At 57.4% G+C, this 15,460-nt stretch carries 12 protein-coding genes; 11 read left to right on the top strand and 1 reads right to left on the bottom strand.

Annotated elements, in window-relative coordinates; genetic code table 11:
• Positions 1-92: 92 nt before the first annotated feature.
• The 9 genes from rmuC (at position 93) to CFK21_RS06620 (ending at position 13,085) form a co-directional block, all read left to right on the top strand.
• On the top strand, positions 93-1,754 hold the full coding sequence (gene rmuC, locus CFK21_RS06580) for a DNA recombination protein RmuC (protein ID WP_096365913.1): 1,662 nt from the start codon (positions 93-95) through the stop codon (positions 1,752-1,754).
• Positions 1,754-3,346 (top strand): type I restriction-modification system subunit M, encoded by a 1,593-nt coding sequence (locus CFK21_RS06585; protein WP_096365914.1) that lies wholly within the window; start codon positions 1,754-1,756, stop codon positions 3,344-3,346. Before rmuC ends, CFK21_RS06585 begins: the two co-directional genes overlap by 1 nt.
• Positions 3,347-3,411: 65 nt before the next feature.
• The gene (locus CFK21_RS06590) at positions 3,412-4,455 is read left to right on the top strand and encodes a restriction endonuclease subunit S (RefSeq protein WP_172844269.1); all 1,044 of its coding nucleotides are present in this window, start codon (positions 3,412-3,414) and stop codon (positions 4,453-4,455) included.
• 2 nt (positions 4,456-4,457) lie between these two features.
• Positions 4,458-5,408, top strand: coding sequence for a 5'-nucleotidase (locus tag CFK21_RS06595; RefSeq protein ID WP_096365916.1), 951 nt, complete (start codon positions 4,458-4,460; stop codon positions 5,406-5,408).
• A gap of 3 nt (positions 5,409-5,411) precedes the next feature.
• A complete protein-coding gene (locus CFK21_RS06600; RefSeq protein ID WP_096365917.1) occupies positions 5,412-6,467 on the top strand; it encodes a hypothetical protein in 1,056 nt (351 codons plus the stop codon).
• Positions 6,468-6,539: 72 nt separating this feature from the next.
• The gene (gene zorA / locus CFK21_RS06605) at positions 6,540-8,048 is read left to right on the top strand and encodes an anti-phage ZorAB system protein ZorA (RefSeq protein ID WP_096365918.1); all 1,509 of its coding nucleotides are present in this window, start codon (positions 6,540-6,542) and stop codon (positions 8,046-8,048) included.
• Positions 8,032-8,808 carry an OmpA/MotB family protein gene (locus CFK21_RS06610; protein ID WP_197703019.1) on the top strand — a complete coding sequence of 259 codons (777 nt, stop codon included), beginning with the start codon at positions 8,032-8,034 and terminating at the stop codon, positions 8,806-8,808. The genes zorA and CFK21_RS06610 overlap by 17 nt, the downstream gene beginning before the upstream one ends.
• Complete coding sequence (locus CFK21_RS06615; RefSeq protein ID WP_157745444.1) at positions 8,808-10,238, top strand: EH signature domain-containing protein; 1,431 nt, start codon at positions 8,808-8,810, stop codon at positions 10,236-10,238. The genes CFK21_RS06610 and CFK21_RS06615 overlap by 1 nt, the downstream gene beginning before the upstream one ends.
• Positions 10,239-10,241: 3 nt before the next feature.
• Entirely contained in the window at positions 10,242-13,085 is a 2,844-nt protein-coding gene (locus CFK21_RS06620) for a DEAD/DEAH box helicase (protein ID WP_096365920.1), read from the top strand.
• A 197-nt stretch (positions 13,086-13,282) separates the two neighbouring features.
• Here the strand turns inward: CFK21_RS06620 and CFK21_RS15180 are convergent, their stop codons facing one another.
• Positions 13,283-14,197, bottom strand: coding sequence for a hypothetical protein (locus tag CFK21_RS15180; protein WP_157745447.1), 915 nt, complete (start codon positions 14,195-14,197; stop codon positions 13,283-13,285).
• A gap of 128 nt (positions 14,198-14,325) precedes the next feature.
• On the opposite strand from CFK21_RS15180, the gene CFK21_RS15185 reads away from it, so the two are divergent.
• Complete coding sequence (locus CFK21_RS15185; RefSeq protein WP_157745450.1) at positions 14,326-14,496, top strand: ribbon-helix-helix protein, CopG family; 171 nt, start codon at positions 14,326-14,328, stop codon at positions 14,494-14,496.
• A 209-nt stretch (positions 14,497-14,705) separates the two neighbouring features.
• A complete protein-coding gene (locus CFK21_RS06625) occupies positions 14,706-15,272 on the top strand; it encodes an SOS response-associated peptidase (protein WP_096365921.1) in 567 nt (188 codons plus the stop codon).
• Positions 15,273-15,460 lie beyond the last annotated feature (188 nt).

Below are 15,460 nucleotides of genomic sequence, written 5' to 3' on the forward strand. Positions count from 1 at the left end.
GTAAAATTGATAATTATATGATATTTAAGTCATTCCTGCTTTGGCATAAGAATTGATATAACAAGGCAAACGCTGAACCAGGAGACGCTTTCATGCCCATCGAAACCTTTGCCTTTGCCGCTGTTGCCCTGCTGATCGGGGCCGTGCTCGGTTATCTCGTCAGCCGCAGCCGCGCGGCCCGCACCGAGACCGCCCTCGATGCCCGCTTGCGGGCGGCTGAAGAGGGTCTGTCGGCCCAAACGACTGCGAACACCGAACTCGAGATTGCCCTTAATAGCCTGCGTACCGAGCATGCCCTGACCGCCCAGCAGCGCGATGCCGCGCAGCAAAGCGCCAACCAGCGAGACGCGGAACTCAAGGCGCTGACGGAAAGGCATGAGTCAGCCCGTACCCGCCTGTCCGAGCTGGAGCAGGCGCTTGCCCGGGCCGAGTCCGGCGTCAAGGCCGAGCAGAGCAACGTCACCCAGCGCAATGAGCAGATCGCCCAGCTCAGGCAGGAGCTCGAGCAGGCGCGCAAGGCCAGGGAGGCCGTCGAGGCCGATCGCAGCAAGGCCCGGGAGGAGCTCGCTACCCTCAGGACCAGCCTCGATGAGAAGCAGGCCGCCTTCGACAAGCAGCTCGCCCAGTTCGACGAGCAGAAGCAAGCGCTCAAGCAGGAGTTCCAGAACCTCGCCAACGAGATTCTCGAGGCCAAGGGCAAGGCATTCAAGGAGCAGAGTCAGGCATCGCTCGACTCCATGCTCAAGCCCTTCCGGGATCAGATCGAGGGCTTCCGCAAGCGGGTCGAGGAGGTGCACACCAACCAGACCCAGAGCCAGGCATCGCTGCGCACCGAGCTGACCAAGCTGCACGAACTCAACCGCCGCATCACCGACGAGGCCGCCAATCTCACCAAGGCCCTGAAGGGCGACAAGAAGCTGCAGGGCAGCTGGGGCGAAATCCAGGTGGAGATGATCCTCGACCGCTCCGGCTTGCAGAAGGGCACCGAGTACGAGCGCGAGGCCAACTTCAAGGACGAGGAGCACAAGAACTGGCGGCCCGATTTCATCGTCCACCTGCCTGAGGGCAAGCATGTCATCATCGACTCCAAGGTCTCCCTGGTGGCCTACAACGACTATGTGGCCGCGGAGACGGACGAGGAGCGCGAAGGCTTCCTCAAGCAGCATGTGCAGTCTGTGCGCAAGCACATCAGCGACCTGAGCGCGCGCGACTACCCCAAGCTCAAGGGGCTCAACTCGCCGGACTTCGTCTTCATGTTCATGCCGGTGGAGCCGGCCTTCGTCGCCGCCTTCCAGTACGACCCGGAGCTGTTCAATTCGGCATTCGAGAAGCGCATCGTGGTGGTCACGCCCACCACCCTGCTGGCCTCATTGCGCACCATCGCCAATCTCTGGTCCATCGAGCGTCAGAATCAGAATGCCCGCACCCTGGCGGACCAGGCCAGCAAGGTCTACGACAAGCTGCGCATCTTTGTGGACAAGATGGATCGGCTGGGCAACCAGCTCGCCACCGCGCAGAAGACCTACGACGACGCCAACAACACGCTCACCGGCTCGCGCAGCCTGAGCTCTTCGGTACAGAAGTTCGTGGACCTCGGCGTGCGCGTGAAGAAGGAGCTCCCGGCCACGGTCGTGGAAACCGCGCTGCTCGATGACGACGACCTCAAGGCCATCGCGCAGCCCGGCGATGACGAGCCGGACACTGAGTCTGAAACCCAGCCCGAAACCCAGCAGTCCGACAGCGAGGACGCCTGATGCTCACCGGTACCCTGAGAAACGACATCGACAAGCTCTGGGAGAAGTTCTGGACCGGGGGGATCACCAACCCCCTCACGGTCATCGAGCAGATCTCCTACCTCATGTTCGCCCGCCTGCTCGACATGCAGGAGCAGGCCAGCGAGCGTAAGGCCGCCCGCACCAAAAAACCGTTCGAGCGGCTGTTTCCGGACACGAAGGAGGGCCAGCTACTGCGCTGGCAGAACTTCAAGAACCTGCCCGGCACCGAGATGCGCGCCCATCTGCGGGACAAGGTCTATCCGCACTTCGGCACCATTCATATGGGGCAGAGCGACGTGGCCGAATTCATGGCCGACGCGGAAATGGAGATCAAGAGCGAGTCCCTGCTGGTCGCCGCCGTGGAGATGGTGGACAAGCTCCCCCTCGGCCAGACCGACATCAAGGGGGATATCTACGAGTACCTGCTCTCCAAGCTCACCACCGCCGGCATCAACGGCCAGTTCCGCACCCCGCGCCACATCATCGACCTGATGGTCGCCATGGTCGGCCCGCAGCCGGAAGACACGGTCTGCGACCCGGCCTGCGGCACCGCCGGCTTCCTCGCCCGGACCATGGAATACCTGATGCGCAGATATTCGAGCGAGCAGGGCACCTTCCAGGACGAGGAGGGCAACACCCACTACACCGGCGATCTGCTCGAGCCCTACCGCCAGCACATCGCCAACGACATGTTCTGGGGCTTCGATTTCGACACCACCATGCTGCGCGTCTCCGCAATGAACATGCTGCTGCACGGCGTCGCCGCGCCCAACATCCACTACCAGGACTCCCTGAACAAGTCCATCAAGGAGCACTGGCCGGACAAGGAGCAGGACGCCTTCGACGTGGTGCTGGCCAATCCCCCGTTCAAGGGCGCCATCGACGCGACCAGCACCAACCCCGACCTGCTCAAGATCGTCAAAACCAAGAAGACCGAACTGCTGTTCATCGCCCATATTCTGCGCATGCTCAAGCTCGGGGGCCGCAGCGCCACCATCGTGCCGGACGGCGTGCTGTTCGGCTCCTCCAATGCCCACCAGCAGCTGCGCAAGACACTGATCGAGGACAACCAGCTCGAAGGCATCGTCAGCCTGCCGAGCGGCGTGTTCAAACCCTACGCCGGCGTCTCCACCGCCATCCTCATCTTCACCAAGGGTGGCAGCACCGACCAGGTCTGGTTTTACGACCTCACCGCCGACGGCCGCAGCCTGGACGACAAGCGCACCCCGCTGGTGCCCGAGGACAGATTCGGCCCCATGCCGGCCGCGAAGCTGAGCGAGGAAGAGCGGGAAAAGAACAACCTCCCGGACTGCCTCGACCAGTGGCTGGAATACCGGGAGCTGCGACTCAAAAACAAGGGTGCGGACAAATACGCCGACCGCACCCGCAAGGCGTTCGTCGTGCCCGCCGAGGAGATCGCCGCCAACAAGTACGACCTCTCCATCAACCGCTATAAGGAGGTGGTGTATGAGGAGGAGGAGTACGAGCCGCCGAAGGAGATCCTTGCGCGTATGAAGACGCTGGAGGAAGAGATTATGCGGGAGATGGATGAGTTGGAGGCGATGTTGTGACAGCGCAAGAGTTCGTTGCATTAAGTGAAGTATGTCCAGCATCCCCTGTGAGAAGGAAGACGAGGGTGCCCGATGAATCCGTATGGACTCTCAATCTTGATCAAATCGAGTCGGGGACCGGTAAAATCCTAGAAAAAATATCTGCGCCTGTGGCAGCGGCGAAGAATTCAACGCACTGGTTTGACGAAAGACATGTACTGTACTCAAAACTTCGCCCATATCTGAACAAAGTGGTTCTTCCAGATCAGCCGGGATTGGCTACTACGGAGCTGGTTCCGTTATTGCCTGATGAGAAGCGCTTGGATAGGAAGTACCTAGCCTATTATTTGCGTTCCCGTCCATTTGTGAATTGGGTAAGTGCCCAGGTGGCTGGGGCCAAAATGCCTCGTGTAAATATGAAGGTTTTTTGGGAGCATAAAATTCCCCTGCCACCCCTGAAAGAACAAAAACGCATCGCTGCCATCCTCGACAAGGCCGACAGCCTGCGCCGCAAACGCCAGCAGGCCATCCAGCTTGCCGACCAATTCCTTCGCGCTGTCTTTCTCGATATGTTTGGAGATCCGACGAGAAACCCAATGGGTTGGGCGGTTAAGTCGCTTGGTGGGTTGGTCCAGAACCTGGATGGTAAGCGTGTTCCTGTAAAGGCGGCGGATAGAAAGAAAATGGCTGGTGAATATCCATACTATGGAGCGAGTGGAATCATTGATTACGTCGACGACTATTTGTTTGAAGGGCGGAATTTGTTAATAGGCGAGGACGGTGCAAATCTGTTGGCACGCTCTACACCGATCGCGTTTATTGCGGAGGGAAAATACTGGGTTAATAACCACGCGCATGTTTTAGGAGAGACTGAGCATGCAAGATTGGAGTATTTGATGTATACGATTAATCGAAAATCCATTGCTGATTATGTTTCAGGTAGCGCTCAGCCAAAATTAAATCAGGCTCAGATGAATAGGATTCCGATTCCGGTGCCGCCAGTGGAGCTGCAGGATAAGTTTGTGGACATCATTTCTTCGATGAAGGAAATCGGGTCTAGGTATTCGGATTCTAGATATAATATCGACAGAGTATTTCAATCACTTACCTCTAAAGTCTTCCGAGGTTAGTTATGTCGGTGGACTTGAAAAATACGTTGGTTATTGGCATCTCTAGCCGTTCCCTTTTTGACCTCGAGGGAGAAAACCGTATCTTCGAGGAGCAGGGTCTGGATGCCTATCGCGCCTATCAGATCGACCACGAGGACGTGCCGCCGAAGCAGGGCACGGCCTTCCACCTGGTCGAGGCCATCCTCAAGCTCAACCAGTATCGTGAACAGGGCCGCCCGCCGTTGGTCGAAGTCATCATCCTTTCGCGCAACGATGCTGGCATGGGCCTGCGCATATTCAACGGCATCAAATCCTACGGCCTGGATGAGCATATCACCCGCGCCGCCTTCGTCAGCGGTGCCTCGCTTGCGCCCTATCTCGACGCCTATTCCGTTGACCTGTTTCTGTCCAAATCCGAACAGGATGTCCAGGAGGCGGTCAATGCCGGTGTGGCGGCGGCCGTCATCCAGGAGCCGCCAGAAGGTTACGAGCCGGACCGGGATGTCATCCGATTGGCCTTCGATGGGGATGCCGTACTGTTCTCCGACGAGGCGGAACGCGTCTTTCAGGAGGTGAAGGCAAGAGACGGACACGAGGCGGCAGTGCAGGCATTCGTCGATCACGAGCGGGAGAACGCCCAAAAGGAGCTCCCCGAAGGCCCATTCGGCAAGCTTCTCAAGACCCTGGCCAAGATGAACGGCCGCTTCCCGCCGGAAGAGCGGCCGGTGCGCATCGCGCTGGTCACCGCCCGCAATGCACCGGCGCATGAACGGGTCATCCGCACTCTGCGCGCGTGGAACGTGGATGTGGACGAAGCCTTCTTCCTTGGCGGCCTGCCGAAAGCGCCGGTCCTGCAGGCATTCAGGACACACCTTTTCTTCGATGACCAGCCGGCGCACGTGGACCCCGCTTCGCGTACGGTCCCGGCGGGACAGGTGCCTTACCTCAAACTCACATCATCAGAACAGGATTGAAGCATGCCAATAACAGAAATAAGCAGGCAGGTCCGTGACCAGATCGTTGCACAGGTCGAACGCGCCGGCTGGGAGGTGCAGCTGAGGAAGGACGGCAGGGACCGCTATGTGAAGGTCCTGATGTTCGTCTCCCGCCGCACTGGCGATACCCTCTACATTCCCAGGCAGGGTATGTCCGTGGATGGTGGCGGGATGCCGAAGTATTTCAGGGTGGTCATCCACCCCGACGCGGCCCAGCCTGACTGTTTGGATAGTGAGAACGGTATCACCCAGGCCCGCAATCGGAAGACGGGTAGTGAATATTTCGCCAGCTCGAATTACCAGGCGTTCCCGGTGCGGGAAGGTGCCGACGAGCCCGCCGGTATCTGCTACGACGCCCGGGACCTCGAGGCGCTGGGCCGGTTGCTGGATTGTCTTTCGGAACGGAAGTCACATGCCACTGCGGAAACAGAGCCAGCCGCCACTGCCCAGGCATCGGAGAGTTCGGGTATGCCGATCACGGATCCGCAGGCACACATCCCCGCACAGGTGGTACAGCGCGCCGAAAGCCGGACCAGCACCCTGGCCACGCGGCCCGAGGGGGTATTGAAAAGCGGTCTGGTCATCGACTCGCCGCACATCGAGCGCATCCTGGAAGGCGAAAAGATCTGGGAGATGCGCTCTTCCCGGACCGCCACGCGGGGCTGGATCGCCCTAATCAGGAAGGGCAGCGGGACGGTGGTCGGGGTGACGAGGATCGTGGATGTGCTGGGGCCGCTCTCACTAGACGAGCGGCTGGCCGCGCTGGACAAGCACAGGATCGATGAAGCCCAGCTTCGCAGCGGCGAGGTGGAGAAGTGGGTCTATGCCTGGGTGCTGGAGGAGGCGCAGCCGCTGCCCCGCCCGGTCGCCTACCAGCATCGCAGCGGCGCGGTCATATGGGTTACCCTGGACGAGCCTGTCATCGAGGCGATCTGTGCGCAGGTCAAGGGGCTGCAGCCAGGGAATGGCGTGAATACTTTTATACCTAATGCAGGCTTCAAATTTCCTGAAGCGAGCGAAATCGACGCCGATACATGAGAGGTGTGCCCGTCCCAAGGGCCTGGACAGGTCGTCGTGGCAAAAATCCCCTTTATTTTATAAGTTTAAACTATGTCTACCAAGCATCTGGCGGAATTATTGGACAGATTGGCGAATGCCATCGTCACCCTCGAGGGCGTGGCGCTCATCTGTATACTGATCGCGCTCGTCGCCCTCTACAATTATTTGCGGTTCCGTGCTCGTATAGCGCCGACGGTTCGGGAGTTCAAGCAAGCCTGTGATCGGCTCAAGTCAATAGAGGGCGAGGAAGGCTTTGCGGCTGAATACTATGCCTTTGATGAAGCGATAAAAAAGTCATCCATGCTTCAGCACGCCTGGCATGAGTTTTCGGAAACCCTGCTGCTGCCCGACCCTGACCTCGACGACGGCCCCGATGTGGTCAGGAATACCGCGGATGCCGATGCCTATTTCTCCCGGCAGACGATCCTGCAGCCCATCGTGGATCTGCGCTGGTACAGTGCCGTCCCGAATATCCTGACGGGCATGGGCATCATGTTCACCTTTGTTGGGCTAGTCGCCGGTATCTACCTCGCCAGTGACGGCCTTGGCGGTGGCGTGGAGGAGGCCAAGCAGGCGCTGGAGCGGTTGCTCGGCGGCGCATCCCTGGCCTTCATGACTTCGATTGTCGGATTGTTCTTTTCCCTGTTGTTCTCCGCTCTGGAAAAGCGTTGGGTACACAGGTTCGACCGGCTGATCAATGAATGGGTCAACGAGCTGGATAATCGTCTGTCCCGGGTGACCCCTGAGCACCTGGCGCGGGAGAGCCTGAAGGAAGCCCGGCAACAAACGAGCATCTTCGCAGCCTTCTCTAATGATCTGGCATTCTCGATCTCGAAGGTGCTGGAGGAGCAGGTCAAGGCCCCGATGTCGGAGGCGATGGAGCGCCTGGTTTCGGCGGTTGAGGGCTTGCGGGCCGATCAGGGGGCATCCAATGAGGCCATGCTCAAGGAGGTGGTCAGTCAGTTTTCCGACTCGATCCAGGGTGCTGCCGGTACCGAAATGGAGGCGTTCGCCGAGACCGTCCGGAGCCTGAATGACAATCTGGTGACAAGTGTCAACGAACTCTCGGAGGTGGCCAAGGATATCGGCACCATCACGGGTGATACCGCCAAGATCCTGGACCGGACTGGTGAGCTGGTAAACGAGATCCAGGAAGCCTACGAGCATCTCACCGGGGCCGCGGATCCCCTCGTTGCCGCGGCCGACCGGGTACAGGAAGGCAGTGCCGCCCTGCAGGATGCGGCGCTGAAGGTGACCGGATCGACGGATTCGATCGGACAGGCGGTTGAAAATCTCGCCGAGTTGCAGGAGAACGTCAAGGCCGCATGGGATGACTACCAGAGCCGGTTCGAGGATGTGGATAATTCCCTGGGGAGAACCTTCCAGGAGATTGACGACGGCCTCTCTCGCTACACCTCATCGATGCGTGAATTCGTTGAACAGCTCGATGCGCATGCCAGCAGTATCGTCCGTGATCTCTCCGGCGCAGTGAAGGAGCTAGGCGAGGGGATCGAAGAACTGCGCGAAGTGATGGAGGCCAGTGGTGAAACGGCCGGCTGAACATACCACATTCGAGGATGACGGGGCGGGCTATCTGATCTCCGTCAGCGACATGATGGCGGGGCTTTTGTTTGTTTTCATGATTACGCTGATGGCCTTCGTGATCAATTTCCAGCAAGCCAGCGCCGAATTCAAGGAAATCAATCAACGGTATACCAATGCCGAGCGGGTGCGAGCGGAAATGCTTGAACGGATCCAGCAGGCGCTCGAGAGGCACGATATTCATGTTGAAATAGATGAGCGGCACGGCGTGCTGAGGCTGACCGAGAATGCCATTCTCTTCCCGACGGGCAGGGCGTGGCTGAAAGAATCGGAACTAATGAAACTGAGCCGGATCGGTGAGGTGCTGTCCGATATCCTCCCGTGCTATACCGCCGGAGACCTGCCCGAAGGGATCGATTCAGCCAGCTGCGATGAGGATTACCGGGGGCGTCTGGATTCGGTATTCATAGAAGGCCATACGGACAACGTGCCTATTCGAAGCGCACAATATGACGATAACTGGGATCTGTCCGCGGCAAGGGCGATTTTCACCTATCACGAACTCGTGGATGACAACCCGGTACTGGCCGGACTGACAAATCAGAAGGATCAGCCCGTATTCAGTGTCAGTGGCTATGGTGAGGGCAGGCCGGTTCGCCGTCACGAGGTACCCACTGGTGATAGCGCGAACCGCCGAATTGACCTGCGTTTCATCATGACACCGCCCAATGAAGATAACCAGCTGGTGCAGAAAATGAGAGAGGCGGGTGTCAAGTAGTGGCCGGCCTGAAGGAAAGCCTGTCAAGCCGGGTTGTCACGTCGCCGCATAGCGAGAGTTGGCCCGCACCGGCGCTCGAAACAGCGATTCGTGAGGCGCGCTGGAAACTGGCCCGGGTTGAGCCCAGAGATCCGCCGCAGTGGGAGCTGGATGCAGTAAGAACCCGGCTGCGTGCGCTGCTCCCATCTCCAAAGAAACTGTATGACGCACCCCGGTCCTTGATAAGGCGTGGTGCCTGGCTGCTGTTTGAACCGGGTTCGGCTGATGGTGAAACGGCCTTCGCCAGCGAGCGACGCTTTATCGAAACCTATTTCCGGCGTGTCTATGGTGACCGAATGCAGGGGACGGTAATCGCTATAATCAGGGCGTTTCTCGCCGCGTACCCGGCACAAGAGGATTATTTCAATCCCGTACGGAAAGCGCTGGGCCAGATGGTCAGTGATATCGACGGTGTCCGTCTGCGTGTTGTCAAGGAGCAGGTCGACAAGTTCGGACTGCTTGAGGAAAATGCCCCGACTGTACTCGCCGAACAACTCGCCCAGGCTGAGAGAGAGCCTGAGCAAGTACTGGAGCAGGCCGGCCTTACTGGAGACTGTGCCGTACGGGGGCTGATTGAGTATGCCTATGCCGCGCTGCTGGATCATATCGGCCAGTGGCTCAAAGATTCCGACAACGCTGAGGCATTGCTGCAGCGGCTGTTCCGATTTTCGATTGTCCGGCAGCCCGCAGGAGCCGCGTTTCGGTTCCCTCGCTACAGAAATCAACTCATAGAATCCGTATTGATGCCTTTTTCGGAGCGAGATCCGTCGGATTCCGAGCAACGCGTCATCCGGGACTTTCTGCTTGAGCATGTCGGTGACCCCCGTACCCATCGGGGTGAATGGTACGGAGTGAGTGACGCTGCCCGCGCGGTCATGATGCAATGGCTGGTTGAGGAGACAATGGAAGACTTTTTCCGCCTCCTCAATGCGTTGTCGGATACGGACCGGGAAGTTGACAGACACTGGCGGTATCGCCGCGCATTTTGGATGGCGTATCTCCGTCACGGCTACATTCGGGATGCCTGGATAGCGCTGGCCTCGGGTGCTGAACGTCTGGCCAGGCAGCGGTTCAAGGCAACCAAGGACGGCTATGGAACCGTCTCCGGAAACGGGACAAAGGCGAATCATGCGGTGTTGCTGATGCGGATTGATGATCTGGTTATTACCGAATGGAATCACACAGGAAAATATCGCGTATGGCAGATGGATGACCGGCACTGCCCACGTCTGTATCAGCGCAGCTATTCGCGCCAGGAACTCATGAACCAGCCAAGACATGACGGGGCTCACATGGGAGCCGAGAACGGGACCTGGCAATCGAATCTAGCCGGTTATGTCAGGCGTAAAACCGGTGCGTCAGTTTCCGCACGTGAGTATCTCAGGGGCTGATCGATGGCAGAACTTGCATGGCATGTGAAAGATGATGGAGTTGAATTTCAGCTGCAGGCGGAAGGCAAGCGGGTTCCACTGGATCAATGGGGCATGCACTCAATCGACCTTTCATCGGGTCAGGGCACACCGGGTCCCCTGCTCGCTCGTATGGAGGATGGCATTGCGCAGCCGCAGGGCCAGGACCGCCTGTTCCTGCGCCACGACGCGGTTGCTGACCTGGATGATGACGAAGCGGCTCAGCTCGGGCTCCCCGAGCCGGCACCTTACCGGTTGCAGATACGCGGTCAGGGATTGCTCGCCAGTCCCGGGTTCGAGCTCAAGTCTGTTTTTGTGACATACGACAGCCGCCCCGTCATGGGGTTGAAGCGACATGGTGCTGTACTGATAGCTGCCGGTAAGACTTATCTGCTGCATGAACCCCTGTATTCGATTGTGAAGGGGATTGAGCATTTCCGTGCCTCGCCCCCGAAGGATATGGATGAGCGCTTTGCGCGATGGGCTGAACTCAGGCTGCTGCTTCCCGAGGATGCGGTGGTGGGGGATCAGCTGAAGAATATGAATATCGTCCGCCCGGATGCCCTGACGCTCAATATGGTGGAGGATGATCAATTCGACCCGGTTCTGCTGACTCGTACGTCTCAGAGTGAGGTCGATTTGGATGATACACCTGAATACTCCGCGATCCTGCCTGAGTCCCACCATGACACCTTTGCCAACCGATTTCGAGAGCTCGACACGGTGCGGCATCATTACGCCCTGGGCGGGGGCTGGTATGTCCTGGTGCCCGAGCATGTCCAGAAGGCGTTAACCGCGGTCAAGAAGGCACAGGACCGGCCCGCGCCGCAACGCAGGGCCTTTCTTGCTAATCCGTTTGCCGCCATAAGGGAGGAACTGGGAGACGACGCGGAAACAGATCTCGAGGATTTGTTCGAGGAGACGCCGGAATTTCTGAGTGAACGGGTACAGGCTATTGGCGAGTGGGTGCCCAAGGCAAACGTTTATATGCTGCCGAAGGGAAATCAATGGCTCCCACCTGAAGAAGTGGAAATCGCCATCCCGGTGGATAATGCCTTACTCAGTCTCAAGGCTGGCGAACTCCCTGATGCGCTGGAAAAGGTGGAGGAGGCGCTTGCAAACGGCCAGCGGGAGGTGACGCTGGACGGCCAGACGATTGCGGTCAGTGAAGAGGTGGCAGACACCCTCTCCAGGCTTGTCGTTAAACCCGCCGGGGATGAAAATGTCACGACCGAGCCGCATGATAAAAAGACCGTACTTGCGCCTGTGCTCATCGACAATATCGATGAGCTCGGCTACCAGGCTCCATCCCAGCGCAGGGAAGGTGAGGCGGGTGGTCTGCCTGTCGGCCTGAAAACGACGACGCTCTTTCCGCACCAGGTACAGGGGTTGCGCTGGCTTCAGCAACATTGGATAGCAGGCAGTCCGGGCGCGTTGCTCGCGGACGACATGGGATTGGGCAAGACACTTCAAACCCTGGCTTTTCTTGCCTGGCACAAGGAGATGGCAGGCCATTCGCGGAACAGGTCCAAGCCGTATCTGATTGTGGCGCCGACCGGTTTGCTGAAAAACTGGGCTGATGAGGCCGAAAGCCATCTGATGCCGGGCGCACTGGGCAGCCTGGTAAAGGCGTTTGGCCAGGATCTAAAGGAACTGACAGACCTTGGCTCCGCGCAACGAAAACAACGGCTGCAGGACGCTGAGTGGATTCTCACCACGTATGAGACACTACGGGACAAAATTTCGCTATTCCTGCCCGTGGAGTGGGGGGTTCTCGTATTTGACGAAGCCCAGAAAATCAAGAATCCAGCCGCACGACTGACTGAGGCCGCAAAATCGCTCAAATCCGATTTTACATTGCTCCTCACGGGCACGCCTGTTGAAAACCGGCTTGCGGATCTATGGTGCATCGTTGACGCCGCCGCACCCGGGTTCCTCTGCTCCATGAAGGAGTTTCACGATGCCTATGAGGTGCCATCCAGCAATGCATCGGACGTCCCGGCTGAATTGCGGACAATGCTTCAGGAAGAGGGTGAGCCCCCACTGATGCTTCGCCGGCTGAAAGAGCACCATCTTGACGGACTGCCGGATAAACAGAGTAATGTCATCCGGCACCCAATGCCGACACCTCAGATTGAGGCTTATGATGCGGCACTTGCAAAAGCCATGCAGGCTAAGGGTAAACGTGGGGCGATGCTCGAAGTGCTGCACGGCTTGAGGATGAGTTCGCTTCTGCCCCAGCGTATAGGGAATGAGGGTGTGACGGATGAGGTGGTCGAAACCTCTGCACGATTGATGGCACTCGTGGAGATCCTGGATGAAATCAGCAATAAGGCGGAGAAGGTGCTAGTTTTCCTCGAGTCGCTGAAACTCCAGGAATACCTTATCCCCTATCTCCAGCAGCGTTATCGTCTTCACAGGCCCCCGGTTCGGATCAGTGGGCAGGTGGGAGGTGCCGAGCGAAAGTCCCGCGTTGATGAGTTTCAGAATGGACCAGAAGGGCAGTTTGACGTGATGATTCTGTCGCCGAAGGCCGGGGGTGTCGGTCTGACGTTGACCGCCGCCAATCATGTGATCCATCTGTCACGATGGTGGAATCCGGCAGTCGAGGATCAATGTACGGATCGCGTATATCGAATCGGTCAGAAACGTCCTGTGACGGTTTATTATCCGCTAGCAGAACATCCCAGATATGGAGACGGGTCATTCGATGTCAAGTTGCATGAGTTGTTGGAGTCGAAGCGGAGCTTGAGCCAGACTGCGTTATCTCCACCAGCCTTGGCGGAATCTGAATTCGAGAATTTCTATGATTCGGTGCTGGCTAACTGAGACCGTTATTGTTGAATTTTATAAGAAACGGAGAGCGCCCATTTTCAGCCTGACCCGGCTGTGCGGTTATGCAGCGGAATATCGCCGATGCATCAACTCCGAGAACTGCTGTTGCAGTTGGTCTATATCCTCACAGCCCTCCGCACAACTGTGAGCTCGCGCTATATATCAAAGGAAGTATCAGTTCGCTATCAAACTTACAGCAACGGCGGATTAACCAATGCTGCTGCCAGTTTCAATAACACCTCGTCAGGATAATTGCCTTTTGCGCGGTTGAGCGACCATACTACCATCCGGCAATTATCTTTCGTGTAGCCCTTCCTGTTATCGATCCTGTCTATCGATATCGCCCATGGGTCTTGTCGATATTTACCTGGCTTTTCCCCAAACCTCCCTTTGGCGAACGGTAGCCCAGTCACTTCACACCTTCCCTTATCCAGGCGTGATTGGATCCAATCACGGTCAAGGTCAAATTCGCGGTTTTCGCGTTTGGCCTTGCTTTTGTACAAGCTCAGCAGGGCGTTAGCAGGATTTCTGCGATAGCACTCTCTGACCTGTTCACGGCGTTTATTTGCGTCACGATGGTTCTTGTTGTACCAGCGGCGATAATGCTTCGGACACATGCCGTGTTTCTTTGGCCAAACATCAGGAGATCCGCAGACACTGCATTTACTGGTGTTACCATTTATACTTGGCGGAGGAGCAAGTTTTCGACGCTTTATCTTGGCTTGCTTATTTTCAGCGCTGCCAGTCGTTAATGCAGTAATTGCTCCCGCTTTTGCTACACATGAGGTATGCAGTGACGGAGTAGTATTATTTGTCCTGACATGGGTCAGTTGAAGTTGGACAATTCGATAATCAACATTACCAATTGGTGCTGGTTGTTTCCGTAGTACTACTGATGCCCACTGCTTTCGCTTGATCTTCTTTAAGGGCGCCACTTTATCTCCAGCTTTGATATAGGCATTGATCATTCCAGACATGTGTTCCAGACGTAGACGGTGTATATGCTGTCCACTATCCAGATCCATTTCAAAGTGCATGCCTATGATCCGGCATTCTAGCTGCTGGCTAAGTCCCTGTTGATTCATGGAAACTTTCTCTGAAATCATTTTGTCACCTGATAAATAAATAAACACGTCTACACATTATACATAAAATTTTGCCATTGTCAATACTGTAGACAATGTCCATGTATACAGGTACGATTTCTCAAATTGTCATGCAGTGAGCAGCACCGATGGAAGACAGAGTGCAGATAAACGTCCGTATTAGTGCGGACCTGGCGGATAAGATTGATGAGAAGCGCATGCAGCTCAAAGGGGAGCTGGGTAAGATTCCGACTCGTTCTGAGGTCGTGCGGCTGGCGCTTGAGGCATATCTCAAAGTAAACGATGAGCCGTCTTCTTGACTTAATTTTCACGGTCTATGTACTGACCTGAACCTGAGGCTTCCGAAAGGGAATGTATGTGCGGTCGCTTTACCCAAATTACCACACCTGTGCGTTTCGCTGAGCTCGCCAATGCCCGTTTCGAATTTCTCGTGTTACCGCCGCAGTACAACATCCTCCCCGGCTAAAATGCGCTCGTCTGTCGGATTGATCCCGTAGGCGAGCGGGAGATGGCCATGCTGCGCTGGCCTTACATCCCGCCCTTCGAGAAGCAGCCCAAGACCCGGTACTCCACCATCAATGCCAAGGCCGAAACACTGGCGACCAGCCGCCTCTGGCGGTTCCCCTTCCAGCATTTCCGCTGTCTCATCGCCGCTGATGGCTTCTATGAGCCGAAGGACACCGGTGAGAAGCGCAAGCCGCAGTACTACTTCCGTCGCAGGGACGGCGAACGCTTCTTCATGGCCGGACTCTGGGGCCGCTGGGAGCCGCCAGTAGGGGAGGGCGGTGAGGCGTTTGATTCCTGCGCGATCATCACGGCCGAGGCCAATGCAGCCGTTGGCGAGGTTCATCCGCGGATGCCGGTGATTCTCCCGCCCGATGCCTGGGCGCAGTGGCTGGATCCGACGACCACGCATCCCGAACATCTACAGGACCTGTTTAAGCTTGCGCCTGTCGAAGGATGGGAGGGGTATTCGGTAGGGTATTACACGCGCGAAGATAGCCCGCAGGTGATCGAACCCCAGAAGTGGAAACCCCCCCCGCTGGAGCGGGGGCTGCGCCTTCCCTGGCATTGAGCCGGTTCGCAGACCCTAGTGTCGCTCGGCGCGCAAGTAGTATCCAGTTATCCTTATCTGGAGTCTGTCCGCCAGGCTGATATTGGTGACAGCCTGGGATTGCGTCGCCGCCCTGGCACGGCACGGCTGACGGATCTGTAGCTCACTGATCTCGTGACTGAACGCAAAATCCGAGGGCGACGTTCACC

Source organism: Thiohalobacter thiocyanaticus, assembly GCF_002356355.1.
Classification (GTDB): Bacteria; Pseudomonadota; Gammaproteobacteria; order Thiohalobacterales; family Thiohalobacteraceae; genus Thiohalobacter; species Thiohalobacter thiocyanaticus_A.

What these genes read in the sequence shown, in the direction of transcription:
- rmuC (WP_096365913.1), top strand. Translation starts at nt 93, where the DNA reads ATGCCCATCGAAACCTTTGCCTTTGCCGCTGTTGCCCTGCTGATCGGG.
- CFK21_RS06585 (WP_096365914.1), top strand. Translation starts at nt 1,754, where the DNA reads ATGCTCACCGGTACCCTGAGAAACGACATCGACAAGCTCTGGGAGAAG.
- CFK21_RS06595 (WP_096365916.1), top strand. Translation starts at nt 4,458, where the DNA reads ATGTCGGTGGACTTGAAAAATACGTTGGTTATTGGCATCTCTAGCCGT.
- CFK21_RS06600 (WP_096365917.1), top strand. Translation starts at nt 5,412, where the DNA reads ATGCCAATAACAGAAATAAGCAGGCAGGTCCGTGACCAGATCGTTGCA.
- zorA (WP_096365918.1), top strand. Translation starts at nt 6,540, where the DNA reads ATGTCTACCAAGCATCTGGCGGAATTATTGGACAGATTGGCGAATGCC.
- CFK21_RS06620 (WP_096365920.1), top strand. Translation starts at nt 10,242, where the DNA reads ATGGCAGAACTTGCATGGCATGTGAAAGATGATGGAGTTGAATTTCAG.
- CFK21_RS15180 (WP_157745447.1), bottom strand. Translation starts at nt 14,197, where the DNA reads ATGATTTCAGAGAAAGTTTCCATGAATCAACAGGGACTTAGCCAGCAG.
- CFK21_RS15185 (WP_157745450.1), top strand. Translation starts at nt 14,326, where the DNA reads ATGGAAGACAGAGTGCAGATAAACGTCCGTATTAGTGCGGACCTGGCG.
- CFK21_RS06625 (WP_096365921.1), top strand. Translation starts at nt 14,706, where the DNA reads ATGGCCATGCTGCGCTGGCCTTACATCCCGCCCTTCGAGAAGCAGCCC.